This window comes from Streptomyces diversicolor (assembly GCF_057537855.1).
The window spans coordinates 1-14,502 of sequence record NZ_BAAJXA010000045.1 but is presented as its reverse complement, the minus strand read 5'-3'; the positions used below and the strand labels follow the sequence as shown (position 1 = coordinate 14,502).

The 14,502-nt window shown below is 69.1% G+C and carries 14 protein-coding genes and 1 pseudogene; 8 read left to right on the top strand and 7 right to left on the bottom strand.

Annotation, left to right across the window (positions count from 1 at the left end; all coding sequences use genetic code 11):
• Positions 1-590: 590 nt before the first annotated feature.
• Positions 591-2,645, top strand: a complete 2,055-nt coding sequence (locus tag AC27LF_RS37070) for a TerD family protein (protein ID WP_479660719.1) — start codon at positions 591-593, stop codon at positions 2,643-2,645.
• 87 nt (positions 2,646-2,732) lie between these two features.
• On the opposite strand, the gene AC27LF_RS37065 is transcribed toward AC27LF_RS37070, so the two are convergent.
• Positions 2,733-4,061, bottom strand: a complete 1,329-nt coding sequence (locus AC27LF_RS37065) for an MFS transporter (RefSeq protein WP_479660718.1) — start codon at positions 4,059-4,061, stop codon at positions 2,733-2,735.
• Positions 4,062-4,263: 202 nt separating this feature from the next.
• On the opposite strand from AC27LF_RS37065, the pseudogene AC27LF_RS37060 reads away from it, so the two are divergent.
• A pseudogene (locus AC27LF_RS37060) lies at positions 4,264-4,952 on the top strand (SWIM zinc finger family protein); the annotation flags it as partial.
• Between the two features lie 17 nt (positions 4,953-4,969).
• On the opposite strand, the gene AC27LF_RS37055 reads toward AC27LF_RS37060, so the two are convergent.
• Positions 4,970-5,380, bottom strand: coding sequence for a hypothetical protein (locus AC27LF_RS37055; RefSeq protein WP_479664451.1), 411 nt, complete (start codon positions 5,378-5,380; stop codon positions 4,970-4,972).
• A gap of 327 nt (positions 5,381-5,707) precedes the next feature.
• Positions 5,708-6,178: a GNAT family N-acetyltransferase gene (locus AC27LF_RS37050; RefSeq protein ID WP_479660716.1), complete on the bottom strand. Its 471-nt coding sequence runs from the start codon at positions 6,176-6,178 to the stop codon at positions 5,708-5,710.
• Positions 6,179-6,486: 308 nt separating this feature from the next.
• Here AC27LF_RS37050 and AC27LF_RS37045 point away from each other — a divergent pair, with 308 nt between their 5' ends.
• Positions 6,487-7,317, top strand: coding sequence for a DUF234 domain-containing protein (locus tag AC27LF_RS37045; protein ID WP_479660715.1), 831 nt, complete (start codon positions 6,487-6,489; stop codon positions 7,315-7,317).
• Positions 7,318-7,368: 51 nt separating this feature from the next.
• On the opposite strand, the gene AC27LF_RS37040 is transcribed toward AC27LF_RS37045, so the two are convergent.
• From AC27LF_RS37040 to AC27LF_RS37025, 4 genes are all read right to left on the bottom strand, one after another.
• On the bottom strand, positions 7,369-8,559 hold the full coding sequence (locus AC27LF_RS37040) for a hypothetical protein (protein ID WP_479660714.1): 1,191 nt from the start codon (positions 8,557-8,559) through the stop codon (positions 7,369-7,371).
• Between the two features lie 106 nt (positions 8,560-8,665).
• Positions 8,666-8,815, bottom strand: a complete 150-nt coding sequence (locus AC27LF_RS37035; RefSeq protein ID WP_479660713.1) for a hypothetical protein — start codon at positions 8,813-8,815, stop codon at positions 8,666-8,668.
• Between the two features lie 65 nt (positions 8,816-8,880).
• Positions 8,881-9,072 carry a hypothetical protein gene (locus AC27LF_RS37030; protein WP_479660712.1) on the bottom strand — a complete coding sequence of 64 codons (192 nt, stop codon included), beginning with the start codon at positions 9,070-9,072 and terminating at the stop codon, positions 8,881-8,883.
• A gap of 3 nt (positions 9,073-9,075) precedes the next feature.
• The gene (locus tag AC27LF_RS37025) at positions 9,076-9,234 is read right to left on the bottom strand and encodes a hypothetical protein (RefSeq protein WP_479660711.1); all 159 of its coding nucleotides are present in this window, start codon (positions 9,232-9,234) and stop codon (positions 9,076-9,078) included.
• A 473-nt stretch (positions 9,235-9,707) separates the two neighbouring features.
• On the opposite strand from AC27LF_RS37025, the gene AC27LF_RS37020 reads away from it, so the two are divergent.
• The 5 genes from AC27LF_RS37020 to AC27LF_RS37000 all read left to right on the top strand — a co-directional run bounded on the left by AC27LF_RS37020 (position 9,708) and on the right by AC27LF_RS37000 (position 13,894).
• Positions 9,708-10,811, top strand: coding sequence for a beta family protein (locus AC27LF_RS37020; RefSeq protein WP_479660710.1), 1,104 nt, complete (start codon positions 9,708-9,710; stop codon positions 10,809-10,811).
• Positions 10,812-11,347: 536 nt separating this feature from the next.
• Positions 11,348-11,542 (top strand): helix-turn-helix transcriptional regulator, encoded by a 195-nt coding sequence (locus AC27LF_RS37015; protein ID WP_479660709.1) that lies wholly within the window; start codon positions 11,348-11,350, stop codon positions 11,540-11,542.
• A 140-nt stretch (positions 11,543-11,682) separates the two neighbouring features.
• The gene (locus AC27LF_RS37010; RefSeq protein ID WP_479660708.1) at positions 11,683-12,459 is read left to right on the top strand and encodes a hypothetical protein; all 777 of its coding nucleotides are present in this window, start codon (positions 11,683-11,685) and stop codon (positions 12,457-12,459) included.
• Positions 12,460-12,619: 160 nt separating this feature from the next.
• Positions 12,620-12,826, top strand: a complete 207-nt coding sequence (locus AC27LF_RS37005) for a hypothetical protein (protein WP_479660707.1) — start codon at positions 12,620-12,622, stop codon at positions 12,824-12,826.
• A gap of 405 nt (positions 12,827-13,231) precedes the next feature.
• On the top strand, positions 13,232-13,894 hold the full coding sequence (locus tag AC27LF_RS37000; protein WP_479660706.1) for a hypothetical protein: 663 nt from the start codon (positions 13,232-13,234) through the stop codon (positions 13,892-13,894).
• Positions 13,895-14,502: the final 608 nt, after the last annotated feature.

The window sequence follows — 14,502 nt, the reverse complement described above, 5'->3', positions numbered from 1 at the left end:
GGCCAGGCACCGGCACCCTGTCGTCGGTGACCGTCGCCGCGGACGCACCCTCGACCGCGCCGGCAACGATCCTCATCACACGCCGATCCCGCCGATCCCGACGGGCATCGGCTCGGGCGCCCTGCCACGTATGGGGCGCCCGAGCCGACCCTTCGCGCAGGGGCAGACCCGCAACGGGGGGTGAAACGAGCCCGCCCTGCACACCAGCGCCCGCGAGCCTCCCCCCGGAGTGCAGGCGCCGACCCCGCACGGGGGTCACTACGTCCAGCGCGACGCGCGCATCCCGCGTCACGGGCGCGAGCGAAAAGTCGCAGGAAACCCACCCATGTGAAGCCCCCCACGCACGACACCCACGCCCCCTCACCGCCAACCCCACGACCCGCGCCCACTGGGACGACGCCGACCCACCGCGCACCCACGGTCCCCTCGGACCCCGGCCCACATGATCTCCATGAATTCTCCGCACTCCCTACCATCGTGCTCCGTGGGCACTACAGTCACCCGTGTGCGGCTCGTCACATAGTGCTGTACATCAGGCAACTGGGGCGGGGCCGCTCTCACGCCCGGTGTGCATCGTGTTGGGGGGCTTTATGCGGGAGATGGTCAAGGGCTCGAACGTATCTCTGACAGCCCTGAGCGAGAACGTCGATTCGGTGATCGTCGGTCTGGGCTGGCGGAGTCCGACCGGCGAAGGGGATGCCGACGTATCCGTCCTGTTGCTGGACGCGAACGGCAAGGTCCGCAGCGACGCGGACTTCTGCTTCTACAACAACCCGGTCGCCGCCGACGGGAGCGTGCAGCTTCTGGGCAAGACACCGACGGCCGACGGCAGCGAGGACCGGATCAGCTTCGACCTGACCGCGGTACCGTCCGGGATCGACCGCATCGTCGTGGCCGCCAGCCGGTACGAGGGCGCCCGCTTCGCAGAACTGGAGGGCGTCAGGCTGTCGTTGGCGGACGGTGGCGGCGAGGAACTGCTCCGCTTCTCCATCGAGGGCGCCGACGCGATGAGCGCGATCATCTTCGGCGAACTGTACCGGCGCGGGCAGGAGTGGAAGTTCCGCGCCGTCGGCCAGGGCTACGACACCGGCCTCGCCGGTCTGGCGACGGACTTCGGGGTCGACATCGAGGACGACGCGGAGGCAGAAGAGGCACCGGCCGACGCCGCCGTCGACGAGCAGGCGGGCGCGACGAAACCGGCGCCGGCACCGGGGCCGGCCGACGAACCGACACCGCCGGGGACACTGGAGGCGATCCCCGCTCCTCGCCGCCCGGAGAGCGAGCCAGGACCGAGGAAACCGACCGCACGGCCTCGTACGGCGAAGAAGAAGGTCACCCTGCCCAAGGCGGCCAAGAAGACGCTGGCGGAGAACGAGTCGTGGAAGGAGGCCAGACTCTTCCCCGTTTCGGTCCTCAAGAGCGACCGGGACCGTGAAATGCGAGCGACCTCGGTGCTGTTGTCGGTCATGGCGCAGGTACCGGAGTTCGGCAGGAGGCTCACCGCCGCGTTCGGGGCGCCGGCCGGTCGTACGGAAACCTTCACCGAGGTCACGCTTCCGCACGGTGACACCCCGCGACGCCCCGACGGAGTGATCCGTGTCGAGCGGGCCGGCAAGCTGTGGACGGCGCTGGTCGAGACGAAGACCAACGGCAATGTCCTCAAGGCCGATCAGGTACAGGCCTACGCGGACATCGCCGCGCGCCGTGGCTACGAGGCCGTGATCACCTTGTCGAACGACGTCGCGTTGGAGGGCGGTCCGCTCGTCGACGTGAAGATCGACGGACGGCGCAAGCACAAGGTGGCCCTCTGGCACCTGTCATGGGCGGAAGTCGCCCATCAGGCCCAGATGTTGATCCGGCACGAGGGCGTCGGCAACGCGGCGCACGCATGGCTGCTTCAGGAACTGCTGCACTACCTGCAGCACGAGAACTCCGGCTGCCACGGATTCCAGAACATGGGCCCGGCCTGGGTTCCGGTACGCAACGGAATCGACGACGAGACCCTGTGCCAGGGAGACCCCCGCGCACTGGAGGTCGTCGAGAGCTGGGAACGGCTCATTCGCCAGGTCTGTCTCCGGCTGGGCGGTGAACTGGGGCAGAAGGTACTGCCCGTGCAACGCGCCAGACGCGGAACCGACCCGAAGGCGCTGCGGGACCGCCTCGCCGATCAGCTCTGTCTGGAAGGGAAGCTCGAAGCGAAGCTGCGCATCGAGGGCATGCCGGGCGTCCTGGCGATCAGCGCGGACCTGCGTACGGGCAAGCTCCGCACCTTCATCGAGATCCCCGTACCCGAGCAGGGCTACCCCCTGGCATGGGCGAAGCGGCTCGTCCGCCGCTTGGCCGAGGCGCCGGCGGACCTCCACATCGAAACCCTCGTCGAAGGGGAGACGGGCGGCCCACGCGGAACGCTCGAACGGCTGCGCCCCGAACCCGGGGACATGCTGCCCAAGGACAACGGCACCCAGATCACCGGCTTCCGCCTGTCCCTCTTCAAGGGAATGGGAAGCAGCCGCGGCAACGCGGAATCCGGCTTCATCCGCAGCGTCGACGACGCGGTACACCGCTTCTACACCACCGTGGTCGCCCACTTGGACGGCCCGCCCCCCAACCGAACACCCACCAGAAAACCCACGACAGCGAACTGAAACCCTCGACCCCGCGAGCCCGCACCGAGCGAACGAGGGTGCGGCGCCGGCCCCCGGCGGCGGACGAGCGGCCGGCCGCGGGCGCCGTCAGCCGGCGGTCGTCCTGGTCGTTTCGGACCGCGGGACGGGCGCGGCGGATTCGGCGCCGGATTCGGATTCCGCGCCGGGGTCGGATTCCGCCCGGGAGTCGGTTTCCGCGCCGGAGTGGGATTGCGCGTCGGGGCCGGTCGGGTGGTCCGGTTGGGCCAGGGTGCCGGCGATGAGCAGGACGCCCAGGACGAGCAGCAGCGGCACGCACATGGCCGCCCGGTAGGACACGGCCGCACCGACGGCCCCGACCAGGGGCGGCCCGATCAGGAAGCCCACGTAGTTGAAGAGGTTGACGCGGGCCACGGCGGTGTCCACCGTCCCCGGCAGCCGCTGCGCACCGACCACGAAGAGCTGGGGCATGATCACGGACAACCCCGCGCCGAGGACGGCGAAGCCGAACGCACCGGTCACGGGTTCCGGTGAGGCGGCGATGACGGCGAACCCCACCGCGGAGAGCAGGACACCCGCCCGTACCACGGCCACCGCTCCCCACCGCTGCACCCAGCCGTCCCCGAGACCACGGCCCACCAGGGTGGCCGCCATATAGAGGGCGTACGGCACGGTCGCCATCGCCTCCGAGCTGTGCAGGGTGTCCTCAAGGAACTTCGCGCTCCAGTTGGTGGCGGTGGAGTCGGCGACGACGGCCACGGTCATGATCAGACAGAGCGGCAGCAGCGGCATCCAGGGGACTCCGCGTGACCGAGCGGACCGCGCGGCCGGTTCGGCCATGGCACGGCCGCCCGCCACCGCGCCCGGCCCGCCCAACTGCCGGGTCAGACGCGGTCCGGCCGACACCGCGAACGGCAGCAGCAAGGCGACCGAACCGGCGAAGAGGACGAACAGCGAGAGATGCCAGTGGGCTCCGGCCCAGGCGAGCAGGGCGCCGACGATGCCGCCGAGGCTGGCGGAACCGTGGAAGCCCAGCATGATGCTGCGACCGTAGCCGCGCTGGATCCCCACGCCCGTCATGTTCAGGCTCGCCTCCATGGCACCGACCAGCAGCCCGAACACGCTCAGACAGGCCACCAGTTGCCAGACGGCCTCGCCCGCCCCGACCCCGACCAGGCACAGACAGATCAGGGGCTGGAGCACGCGTACCACCACGGGGGCGGGAACCCGCCGTACCACGCGCGAGACGGTGACACTGCCGACACCGGCCAGGACCGGCACGGCCGCGAGGAACAACGGGAGCGCGGCGTCGCTGAGCCCGTACCGGTCCTGGACCGCCGGGATGCGGGTGACCAGCAGGGCGAAGACCGCGCCGTGGACGAGAAAGACCAGCAGCAGCGCGGCGCGCGCCTGTCGCAGCCGTACCGGGATCTCCATGGCACCCCCTTAAGTGTTCGCCGCCACTCACCCGAGGGCAGCACCGGGCGCGACCATAGGGACCACCGCTGAAGCGCGACTTGAGCGGCAAGACCGTCAGGGCCGCCGCCCGCTGTAGTGATATGCGGCTCCGCCGCAATGGGGCCCCTGTTCGAGCCAAGCCGAGAACGTGGGGGAGCGACCAGCCACTACGGTGCTGTGGCGCCCCGACCCCGGGGAACTCGCGCGCCGGCTGGTCGGCCATGCGCTCGGCGACTTGGACGACGGCATGCCGCCATCGATCCGCTCGACTACGAGGACGTACTCGGCGCGGAGGGAATGGCCGTCCTGCGGGAGTCGGCGGTCGAGGCATGGGGGCGCAACCGTACCGGCTGGGCCGAGAAGTACCTGAGGGAACGCCTGGCCAAAGCGGGCGGGGATGTCGACGCGGTGATCGCCGTCCAGGCGGCCGACCTCGCACCGAACGGCCACACACACCTAGTCATCGCGCGTGAGCTGGATACCGCCCGGCGCTTGGACGAGGCGGAACGCGACATCCGGGAAACCCGGGACCTCGCCGCCGTCGACACCGCCCTGGTCGACTACCTCTGCGCTTGGCAGGCCGCCACCCGGACCGGCGCCCAGGACCGGCAGTGGCGCGCCCTCGCCGACCAGGCGCGCGCCGACCGCCCCGCCGACGCACTGGGCGTCTACCTGCGCCTGGCCGAGCCGCTGGCCAAGCAGACCGGGAACTCGGTCTACGAGCAGCTGGTCGACCTCCTGCTGAGCATCCGAGACTGCCACCGCCGCCTGGGCACGCCGGACGAGTTCACCGCGTACGTCACCGCCCTGCGCACGGCCCAGAAACGCAAGCGGAACCTGATGCGCCGCATGGACGACCACGCACTGTGAACCCCGAGTATCCGGAATCAGTGGAACACCACGGCGTGCCCACCGGCGATGCTCGCCAGGCAAGCCTGGCGGAGCTGGCCCCAGGCCCACTTCTCCGGTCCGAACGGGTCGTCGTCCGCGAGACCGACGGATACGTCCTGTGCAACGGACCCCGGATGCGAGGCGTGTGTGTCGGTGAGACGTATGCCCAACGCAGGCGCGAGGCCGTCCAGTTCGGCCAGGAGCAGTTGGCTGGAGCCGACCATCCCGGCCCCGGCGACCCCTGACTCCGGTGGGAGGAAGAGCGGATCGGCGAAGTCGACGGGAACGTAATAGCCGGCGTTGTCCGCGTGACACAGCAGGTGGGAGGCGAACAACGAGGTCTCGTCGTCGATCCTCGCAAGGTCACGGTGCCACGCATCGCTGCCGGACTGCGGGACGGGAACCACGGGCTCTCCCCGGTCGGCTAGGACAAGGACGCGACGCAGCCGGGTCAGATACCCGTACGGGAACCCGCCAGAGAAGACGTGAGGGCTGGGCGGAGCGGCGATCTCCGGTTCCGCCCACCGCACCCCCTCAGCACGCAGCGCCCGACCAAGCCGCACGAAGCCACGCCGGTGGTACTCATACCCTTCCGGATCGTTGCGCACCTGGTCATAAAGCAACCCGACGGATATCGAAAGCCCCATGCCCGAAGCGTAGTAACCGGGTGTGACAACGCAACGTCGATTCCCTTCCCCCGCATGAGGACAGAACCGTCGCGCTTCCGTAACAGCTCACCGAGCGGGGAAGGCGAGTCGCAGAACGATCTCGCCGTCGTCGATCTCCCCGGTGGGTTCGAACCCGAACTTCTGATAGAAGGGCCACGGTTCGCCGTCGCCGGGCTCGTAGCTGGTCAGCAGTTCGGTGGCGCCGTCCGCACGGACCAGGGCGGCGACCTGCGTGAGTGTCTCTCGGCCGATCCCCCGCCCCTGGTGCCGTTTGTCGACGAGGAGGCGCCAGATGAAGTGCCGCCCTTTGTAGGGACCAGCCGGCGGCTTCCACGAGAGCATGACGAACCCGACGGGCTCGTCGCCGCGGTACACGGCGCGGTACCAGGGATTGGCCTCCGGTTTCTTGGCCGCCTCCTTGAGCGACTTGGACACGGAGGCGACGAACTGCTTCTGATCACCTCGGACGCGGAGGGCGCGAACAGCGTCCCGGTTGTCGTCGGTGACCTCCCGTAGGTGCACGCCTGGGGACCTCATGCCACACCCTTCCGCATACGGGCAGCTACGCCATCCGGGCCAACCTGAAGAGCCGCCGCGGTGCCGCAGTCAGTTGTGTGCACGCAATCCACGGACGTCAGGTCGGACGTCCTGGCAGCGTATTCGACGCCGCGGATCTGGAGCGGAACTGGCACGCCGGACTGTGACCGCGTCCAAGGAAGCTCCTGGCGGAGAGCAACTGGGCCTGACGTGGTGGTGCGCATGCCCGGAGCCACAGCGTAGATGCGGCGGACGCGCTGCTGATCACGGGAGGCGTCCCGGAAATCGTCCAGTCGTGGCGGCCAGGGATGGGCCGGGCGGACTTCCTGCGCGAGGCCGTGGCGAATCCGCTGTCTCCGCTGCTGGTCGCGGGCGAGCTGTCGCTGCTGGGGGAGTTCCCCGAGGCGTCGCACTCGCGGGCGGTGCTGGAGGCGGTGGGCAGCGGCGAGCGGACCTTCTCCACCATCGCGGCACAGGCCGGGGGCACAGGTGCCCTGCCATCGGGCACGCTGTCCCCGCTGCTGAACACCTCGCAGGCCAAGCGGGTTCTGGCGGCCGACCTGCCACTGTCCGCGAAGGCCGACACCAAGAACAAGCGCTACCGCATCGCCGATCCGTATCTCCGGTTCTGGCTGGCCTTCCTGCAACGAGGGATCCCGCTCATCGAGCGCGGCCGGGGCGACCTCGCCCTGGAGCGCAACGAGCGGTCCTGGACCACCTGGCGCGGGCGTGCGGTCGAGCCGCTCATCCGCGAGTCGCTGCTTCGGCTGCTGCCCGACGAGCGATGGCCGGAGACAGAGGCCGTCGGCGGCTGCTGGAACCGGCAGAACAACCCCGAGATCGACCTGGTGGGCACCGATCGTGAACCCGTAGAACACGCGGTGCACTTCGTCGGCTCCATCAAGTGGCGGGAGTCCCAGCCGTTCGGCCGGCGTGAATACGACGCCCTGGCTCGGGATGCGCTCGCGGTGCCCGGTGCCGGACCGGACACCCCACTGGTCGCGGTGTCCCGCAGCGGTGTCGTCGGCGGTCTGCCGCTCGCGGCGCACTGGGGCCTGAAGACCTGGTCCGTGCCTGGCAGTAGCGGCGAGACGGGGGTACGCGACTCAGGATGCCCCAGTTCTTCGTACTCGTCGTAGCATCGACGATCGCCTCCGCGACCAAGGCGGCGAGCGCGGTGGTGGGCCTCATCAGCTGGGGCGCCTTTCCGAGCGCAGGAGTTCCGCGAGGCGGGCGCCGACGGGGGTGATGCTTGGCAGGGGCTCGTGTGTGTAGTGACTCTTCTTACGACGGCGCAGCAGTTCCTCCCCGTCCCGCTCCCAGGTGAACGCGGGCTTGCGCAGCAGCACGCGGAACACCGCGTCGGCGTTCCCGGGATGCCGCTGGACCAGGCGGCGGATGACCATGGGGGAGACGGAGTCGTCGTTCAGGTACTCCCGGAGCTGCCTCAGGCGGGCGCGGTCACGGGTCAGAGAGGGATCGGCGAACAGTGCGTCGAGGCGGCCGAAGTCGGCGTAATAGCAGATGCCTTCGACCTCGTCACAGATCACAGCGATGTCGTCCGAGTCGAGAAGGTGTTCGGGCAGGGTGCTGAGTTCGTCAACCGGGGGACCGCTGTTCCTCGCCCGCGCGGCGGCCTCGACGTCAAGTTCGGCGAGGGCCTTCTCCTGCCGGTGACGGTGATACTCCCGCAACCGGACTTGCGCCTCTGCCGGGTCCAGGACGAGCAGGTCGGTGCCGAACAGTTCGATGAAGTCGGAACGGGCCTCGGCCTGCATCTCCCAGGCCATGCGCAGCATCTCGGGATTGCGGCGCAGCAGCTGCGGATGGGCAGCCAGAGTCTGGACGGCGACCTGCGCCAACTCCGAACCGTCGCCGGGCGGGTAGGTGGTGAGGTTGCCGCTGACCACCCAGGCGTCGGTGTCGGGGTGGACGGGCACGATGCGCGCGGCGACGAACATCCCGTCACGCAGTTTCCTAAGAGCGCGCCGCCCCAGGTTGGAGTGGACCCGGTAGGTGAGGTCGTCCAGCAGGTTGTGCAGGAGGGCGGCGCCTCGATCCAGGCCCTGTACCTCGAAGAGGCCCTCGACCACGTCGCGCCAGCCGAGCAGCATCGCACGCTCGTCCTGCGACAGCGGCGGCCGGCGCTGGGCCACGAACTGCTCGACGACTGTGGAGCCGTCGGCCAGCCGGTACTGCAGCGCGAAGTGATCGATCGTCTGGATGGCGGTTGCCTCGTCCAGGAAGCCGAGTCGGTCCTCGGCCTCGTCGAGCCGGGCATCCAGTCGCCGAGCGAAGCGCGGACCCTGCGCGAACGCCACCAGCTCGCTCTTGAGATCTCCGCTCCGTGCCAGCAGCTTTCCGACTGAGGGACGCGCCATGAGGGAATCGCTCTGATCCACTTGTTCCTGCCTGCTCTTCAGATCTCTGCCCTACGATACGAGCCGCCGCCTGCCAGCGCGGCGCGCGTCTGGCTGGGGGCATGTGTCAGGAGCCGGACGGCCGGGGCCGACCAGTGAGGTGCCGGGCGAGCCGTTCGGCGTCGAGGGCGCGAAGGGCGGCGTCGACGGCATCGCGGTCGGTGAGGTCGACGCCCCGCGCGGCGAGGCGGCCGAGATCCGCCTGGCCGGACCCCACGCCTCCTTGTCGTCGAAGGCCGCCGAAAGAATCCTCGTCGTCCTGGCGGGGCCAGGGCATGCCCGTCACCGCAGCACCAGGGCCGAGTCCTGTTCGACCGGCGGCATCGGCACCTCGCGGTCCTCCCGCATCGCCGCCCAGGCTTCGGCCGCCGCCGGCGTCAGCAGCGCCGGCTTGTCGACCATCGTGCCGCCGACCTCGCTGATCTGCGCCATCAGCGTGTGCGGGACGGGACCGTCGTACTCGACGAACAGCACCCGCTAGCTGTCCCACACATCCACCGCGCGCCAGGCCCGCACCGGGCCGTGCGGCGCGGCCGCGTGCCCGGCGGGCAGCGGCTGCGACCCGGCGAGGATCTCCACTGTCTCGCCGAGCAGGGAGCGGCCGTCGGACGGGCCGACCCCCTCCAGCGCGGCCACCGCGGCAAGGCCATGCGGGGACGGTGTCGTCGAAGCCCGTCCCACCACCTCAAGACACAGCGTCTGCTCCGGCTCGGCTCCATCATCCCGGCGGCCGGCCACGCCTCGCCCAGACACCCGCTCGCCCACGCCTCCACCGCGAGGACATTCCTGTCTTCCAGAGGCTGCGTTCGGGCCTCCCGCAGGACACGATCCGACAGTCGCAGGGGATGCGGCGAACGGCGTACGGGCTCTTGCCGCCACCCGGCTTGCGTCGGCCACGGCTCTTCGGCATGCCATCGAGTCCTGCAGAGCAGGGCGGGACGCGGACCGGACGGTCGAGGACAGCCCCGCTGGCGTGACTGCACGGGCGCGCCGAACGCGGTTCCGACCGCCGCCGTGGCCTGAATGGCCCTCTTTCGTCATGAAAGCTCTCCCCGCACCCTTCGATCAGGCGCGACACGCCCATGCTGCGGGACCACGGGGGAGCCGCGATGGCCAGAACCGTCTACGTACCGGTACTGCCGACCACCCGAGCCGCCAGGCGGGCCTACGAACGCATGGACGCGTCGGTAAGGCGCCGGATCGAGCCGTTGTGGACCCTGGTACCACGTGTCGGGCCTGAGCGTCTTCGGGGCGTACCTCCGGCGTCCGACCCGGAGACCGACGAGACCCTGCTGAATGACTGGCTCACCCCGCGCGTGAACGACCTCATCGAGACGATGGGCGACAACGCTGGTTGGGTCGACGCGGTCCACGTCGAGCGTTTGATCCACGGGTCCGCGGGCAGCCTGTGGCACCTGGCCGTCAGAAGCCGCCTGTGCCTGGTCACCGGGCCCGAGCGCGCCCCAAGGCACCAGCGCTACGCCGCCGACCTCGCCTTCCTCAGTGGTCGCGGCCTCGGTATACGGCTCGCGCTCCACGAGCCTCTGGACCCGCACGGCAGTCTCCGCCCGCAGCTCCTCGACCTGATCGACCGCCTCTGCCTGCCACCCTCCCGCCTCGACCTCATTCTGGACCTCGGACCGGTCACGGACGCCGGGGAAGCCGTGAAGACCGCCCTCATCGCGATCGACCTCCTCGGCGCCCTCGTCCCGTGGCGCACGCTCGTCCTCACCGCCGGCGCCTTCCCCCGGGTCATGGACGACATCGACATGCAACCCACCCGTACCGCCGTGCGCCACGACTGGCGGCTGCACCACCTGGTGCGCACCGCCCGCCCGGAGTTGGCGAGAAGTATCGTCTACGGCGACTACTCCGTGGAGCACGCCTGCAGCGCCAACTTCGCCCCCGTCCGGCAACCAGGCCCGGGCTGGAGCCTGCTGCGCTACACCACACCGGACGGCTTCCTCATCGCCCGAGCGCCGACCAGGGGTCCCGACCACGTCTCCCGGGTACGCGCCCAGGCCCGCTGGATAGTCGAGCACAACGGCTTCCGCGGGCTCGGCGACCCGGGACACGCCGAAGGTGAGCGCTGGCTGCGAGCCTGCGCGTACGGTAACGGCTCGAAAGGCTCCGGCAATGCCGAGACGTGGCTCCAGGCGGGGCACACGCAGCACATGGACTTCGTCGGCCGACTGATGACAGGCGCTTTGTGAGGCACCGAAGCTCCAGGGAGCATGGGCATCGCGCGCACCCGGGAGATCGCGTTGCCCGCGCCTGGCGAGCCGGCCTGGACAGCCTTCCCCTCTCCTGCGGGTTTCCGGGTGGGGATGAACCTGCGTCCGGCCAACAGAGGGACAACACGTTTCTGACCTGCGGCGATGCCTGAGAGCAAGATTCGAACCTGCGCACACGGCTCCGGGGCACAATCAGAGTTGAGCTTGCAGATGGGCTCTGACCAGCCGATTCGCGCTCACCCCGGCGCCAAGCCGAAGGACATGGCGGGCGAGCTGCCGAACGTCGACCTGGACACGATCCGGCGCACCTGCAACCGCATGGCCGACGCCGGACAGCTCACCAAGGACCCAAGCGGCCGGTACTACCCGGACACCGACACCCGGACAGAGGGCACGCAAGAGGGTGCGCACTGTCCGGCTGTCCGGTTACCCCATCTGACCAGCACGAACACCCCGGACAGTCGGAATTGGAGCCGTCCGGCCTGTCCGGTACGGACGAAGCCGAGGGAGAGGGAATGACCGCCCGTACGCAGGACGAAAAGATGACCGTCCAAGAGGTCATCACCGATCTGAAGGTCGCCCCATCGACCTTCTACCGGTGGCGCCAACTCGGCAAAGGCCCCCGCGCAATCAAGCTCCCCAACGGCGATGTACGGATTCGGCGGTCGGAGTACGAACGTTGGCTTACAGAGCGGGAGGACGCTGCGTGAGCACGGATGACAACGCTCCCGTCCTCCGGCCGTAGGGGGAGGCCAAGCAGGGGTATTCCCTCGACGTCCGACTGTGGAAGGTCACGAAAGTCAATCGGAAAGCGCGCCCGTACCAACTGCGATGGGTCGTAGGCGGGAAGGTGAGTAGCGCCACGTTCGCCACGTCGGCACTCGCCGAAAACCGAAGCTCGGAACTGCGGCAGGCAATGCGCCGGGGCGAGGCTTTCGAGATCGCAAGCGGACAGCCTGAGTCCGAAGTCCGCGCGGCAGCGGAAGCGGCGAAAGCCTCAGAAGAAGAACCGCCGCTGCGGTGGTTCGAGTTCTGCCGCAAATACGTCGCCGGGCGGTGGCGTACGAGCGCGGCCAAGGCCCGAGAGGGCATGGCGGACGGTCTTGCCGCCGTGACGCTCGCCATGGTCAAACGCTGCGACGGCGCTCCCTCGGACGAGCAATTGCGGCTGGCCTTCCGGTGGGGGATCGTGCCCGCGAATGCGGGCGAGGACCCGCCGGCCGACCTCAAAGCCGCGTATGACTGGCTCACGACGACGGATCGTCCGGTGGCCGATGTAGCAGACGCTGCGGTGTTCGAGGACGTGCTCTATCGCCTCGGATACAAGCTGGACGGCACCCCGGCGGCGGGCGACACGTACAGGCGTCGCCGCCGTGCCCTGAACACCGCTCTCGAACACGCAGTGATCGCGGGCGCACTCTCGGAAAACCCGCTTCAGCGCGCCCGACGTAAGCACGTCGGCTCCAACGACATGGTGGACCGGCGCGTCCTCGTGAACGCCCTACAGGCCCGTCAGTTGCTTGCGGCAGTTTCCGTTGGATCGTGGGATCGGTGCCGTGGGAGGCGCCTGGTGGCCTTCTACGCGGTCCTGTACTACGCGGGCCTGCGTCCGGCTGAGGCGGTCTGACTGCCATCTCCCGGACTCAGGATGGGGCACGCTGACGCTCCGGGAGACGCGTCCCGTGTCCGGGAAGCAATGGACCGACTCCGGAGAACGTCACGACCGCCGTGGGCTGAAGGCAAGGGAGGCCAAGAGTGACCGTCCGGTCCCCATCCCGCTCGTTCTGGTGACGATCCTGCAGGTGCACCTGGACGCGTTCGGCACAGCCAAGGAAGGCCGCGTGTTCGGCAATGAACGTGGGGGAGTGGTCGGCTCATCCACCTATTGGCGTGTGTGGGAGGAAGCGCGGGAGTACGCGCTCCCACCTGAGCGCGTCGACTCGCCGTTGGCCGGGCGACCCTACGACCTGCGGCACGCCTGCATCACGCGATGACTCAACGCCGGAGTCCCGATCGCCGAGGTAGCCCGGCGAGTCGGCAACTCTCCCGAGGTGATCCATCGCCGCTACCACGGCTGCATCGACGGCCACGAGGAAGCGGCCAACGCGAAAATCACCAAGACGCTGGAAGAAGACGGCGATAATGCCTGCTGTGCCGTCTCATGAGATTGGTGCCAGGGATCCCAGATCGGCGAAGTCGTGGTCTTCTTCGGGACGGACAACGAAGACCCCGGATCCAGGAGGGTCCTCTACGGACGCTCTGGAGATACGAGCTGTCCACTCAGGGGTGGGCCATCGTGTGTCGTTGTCCCAGCGGATCCCTGCCAGGTTGATCTCAACAAGGTCCACAACGGCGAGATCAGCGCCAAGGAAGTTGCTTGCAGCGTCGGTCAGGTTGTCATGAGCTTCGATGAGGTCAAGGGCAAGATCGCGAGCCGGGCCACGGGCGACGTCAAGGCGGCCGGCGAGGTCGCGGGCAAGGCCGAGGGCGCGTCCAAGGTCGAGGTCAAGGTCAAGCTTAAGTTCGCGGGCGCGGGCGGGGGCGACTCCGCTTTCGAGGGCGCGGGCGAGGTCGAGGGCAAGGCCGAAGTCGCGGTCGAGGAGCCGGTCAAGTTGACGGGTGAGGTCGAGCGCGAGGGCAAGGTCGAGGGCAAGGGCGCGGGCGAGGTCGATGTCAAGGGCGGAGTCAAGGCCGAGGTCGAGACCGAACGGGTGGGCGAGTTCGTCGGCGAGTTCGAGCACGGGGGCGAGATGGCGGTGGCGGAGGAGGTCGGGGGTGAGGTGGCGGGCGAGTTCGCGGGCGCGTTCGAGTTGGTGGGCCAGGTCGCGGGCGCGGGCGTAGTCGAGGTCGATGTGGCGGTCGAGGCCGTGGTCGAGAGCCAAGTCGAGTTCGCGAGCGCGGTCAAGGGCACGGCCGAGACCGAGGGCCGCGGTGGCAGTCTGCAGGACATCCGCAGCTGTCAGGAGGGCGCCGCGACGCCGGAGCCGCTCCTGTGGAGACACGAGCTTCCAGCGAGCTGTTACGTCAGCCAGGCTCAGTCCTGTCACGCTGCCCAGGGCTGAACCAGCCTGAGGAATATCACGGCGGTGAGGAGCATCCGAGAGTGGAGTTGGAGGAGGCGTAGCAGGGCTATCCGGCGGCAGGAGACTGGAGGTCTTCGGGGGAGGCCGGAAGCCAGGCGAGCGACGTGACAACACGGCTAGGACGCGGCCTGTGAAGGAATTGGCAGTAATTGTCACGTCGCACCTCCTCCGCCCATCGGATCCTGCTCTGAGACAACGCCCGTGTCCGGCTGCGGATTCTCTGCTGAAGGACTACCCGTCTGGGGCCGTGGCAGAGCACCGTTCGACTGCCGGGGGCCAGGCTGCTGCCCGTTCTGTTGGGGAGTCCCTACTTGCATCTGGGCTTCGTCCACTACGCCGCCCAGAGCAGCCCTTCCTGCGCTCTTGACCACCAACGGCACCACTGCCGTTGCCTGCTGGACGGCTGACAGCGCTCCTAGCCCGATGAGAAACGCCACCAGTGGATTCGTGCTCTGCGGGTAGGTGGCTGCCACAGCACCGGTCAGGGCTCCGCTGACGAATAGCCGCAGCACTCCGGCGAACCAGTACGCCTTCCAACCGGGTGCGGGCAGGTGTTCCTCGCCAGGCCGTACGTCAGGTCTGCGCTG

Coding starts and splice junctions, on each gene's coding strand:
- AC27LF_RS37070 (WP_479660719.1), top strand. CDS start 591: ATGCGGGAGATGGTCAAGGGCTCGAACGTATCTCTGACAGCCCTGAGC.
- AC27LF_RS37065 (WP_479660718.1), bottom strand. CDS start 4,061: ATGGAGATCCCGGTACGGCTGCGACAGGCGCGCGCCGCGCTGCTGCTG.
- AC27LF_RS37050 (WP_479660716.1), bottom strand. CDS start 6,178: ATGAGGTCCCCAGGCGTGCACCTACGGGAGGTCACCGACGACAACCGG.
- AC27LF_RS37015 (WP_479660709.1), top strand. CDS start 11,348: ATGACCGCCCGTACGCAGGACGAAAAGATGACCGTCCAAGAGGTCATC.
- AC27LF_RS37020 (WP_479660710.1), top strand. CDS start 9,708: ATGGCCAGAACCGTCTACGTACCGGTACTGCCGACCACCCGAGCCGCC.
- AC27LF_RS37040 (WP_479660714.1), bottom strand. CDS start 8,559: ATGGCGCGTCCCTCAGTCGGAAAGCTGCTGGCACGGAGCGGAGATCTC.
- AC27LF_RS37000 (WP_479660706.1), top strand. CDS start 13,232: ATGAGCTTCGATGAGGTCAAGGGCAAGATCGCGAGCCGGGCCACGGGC.
- AC27LF_RS37045 (WP_479660715.1), top strand. CDS start 6,487: ATGGGCCGGGCGGACTTCCTGCGCGAGGCCGTGGCGAATCCGCTGTCT.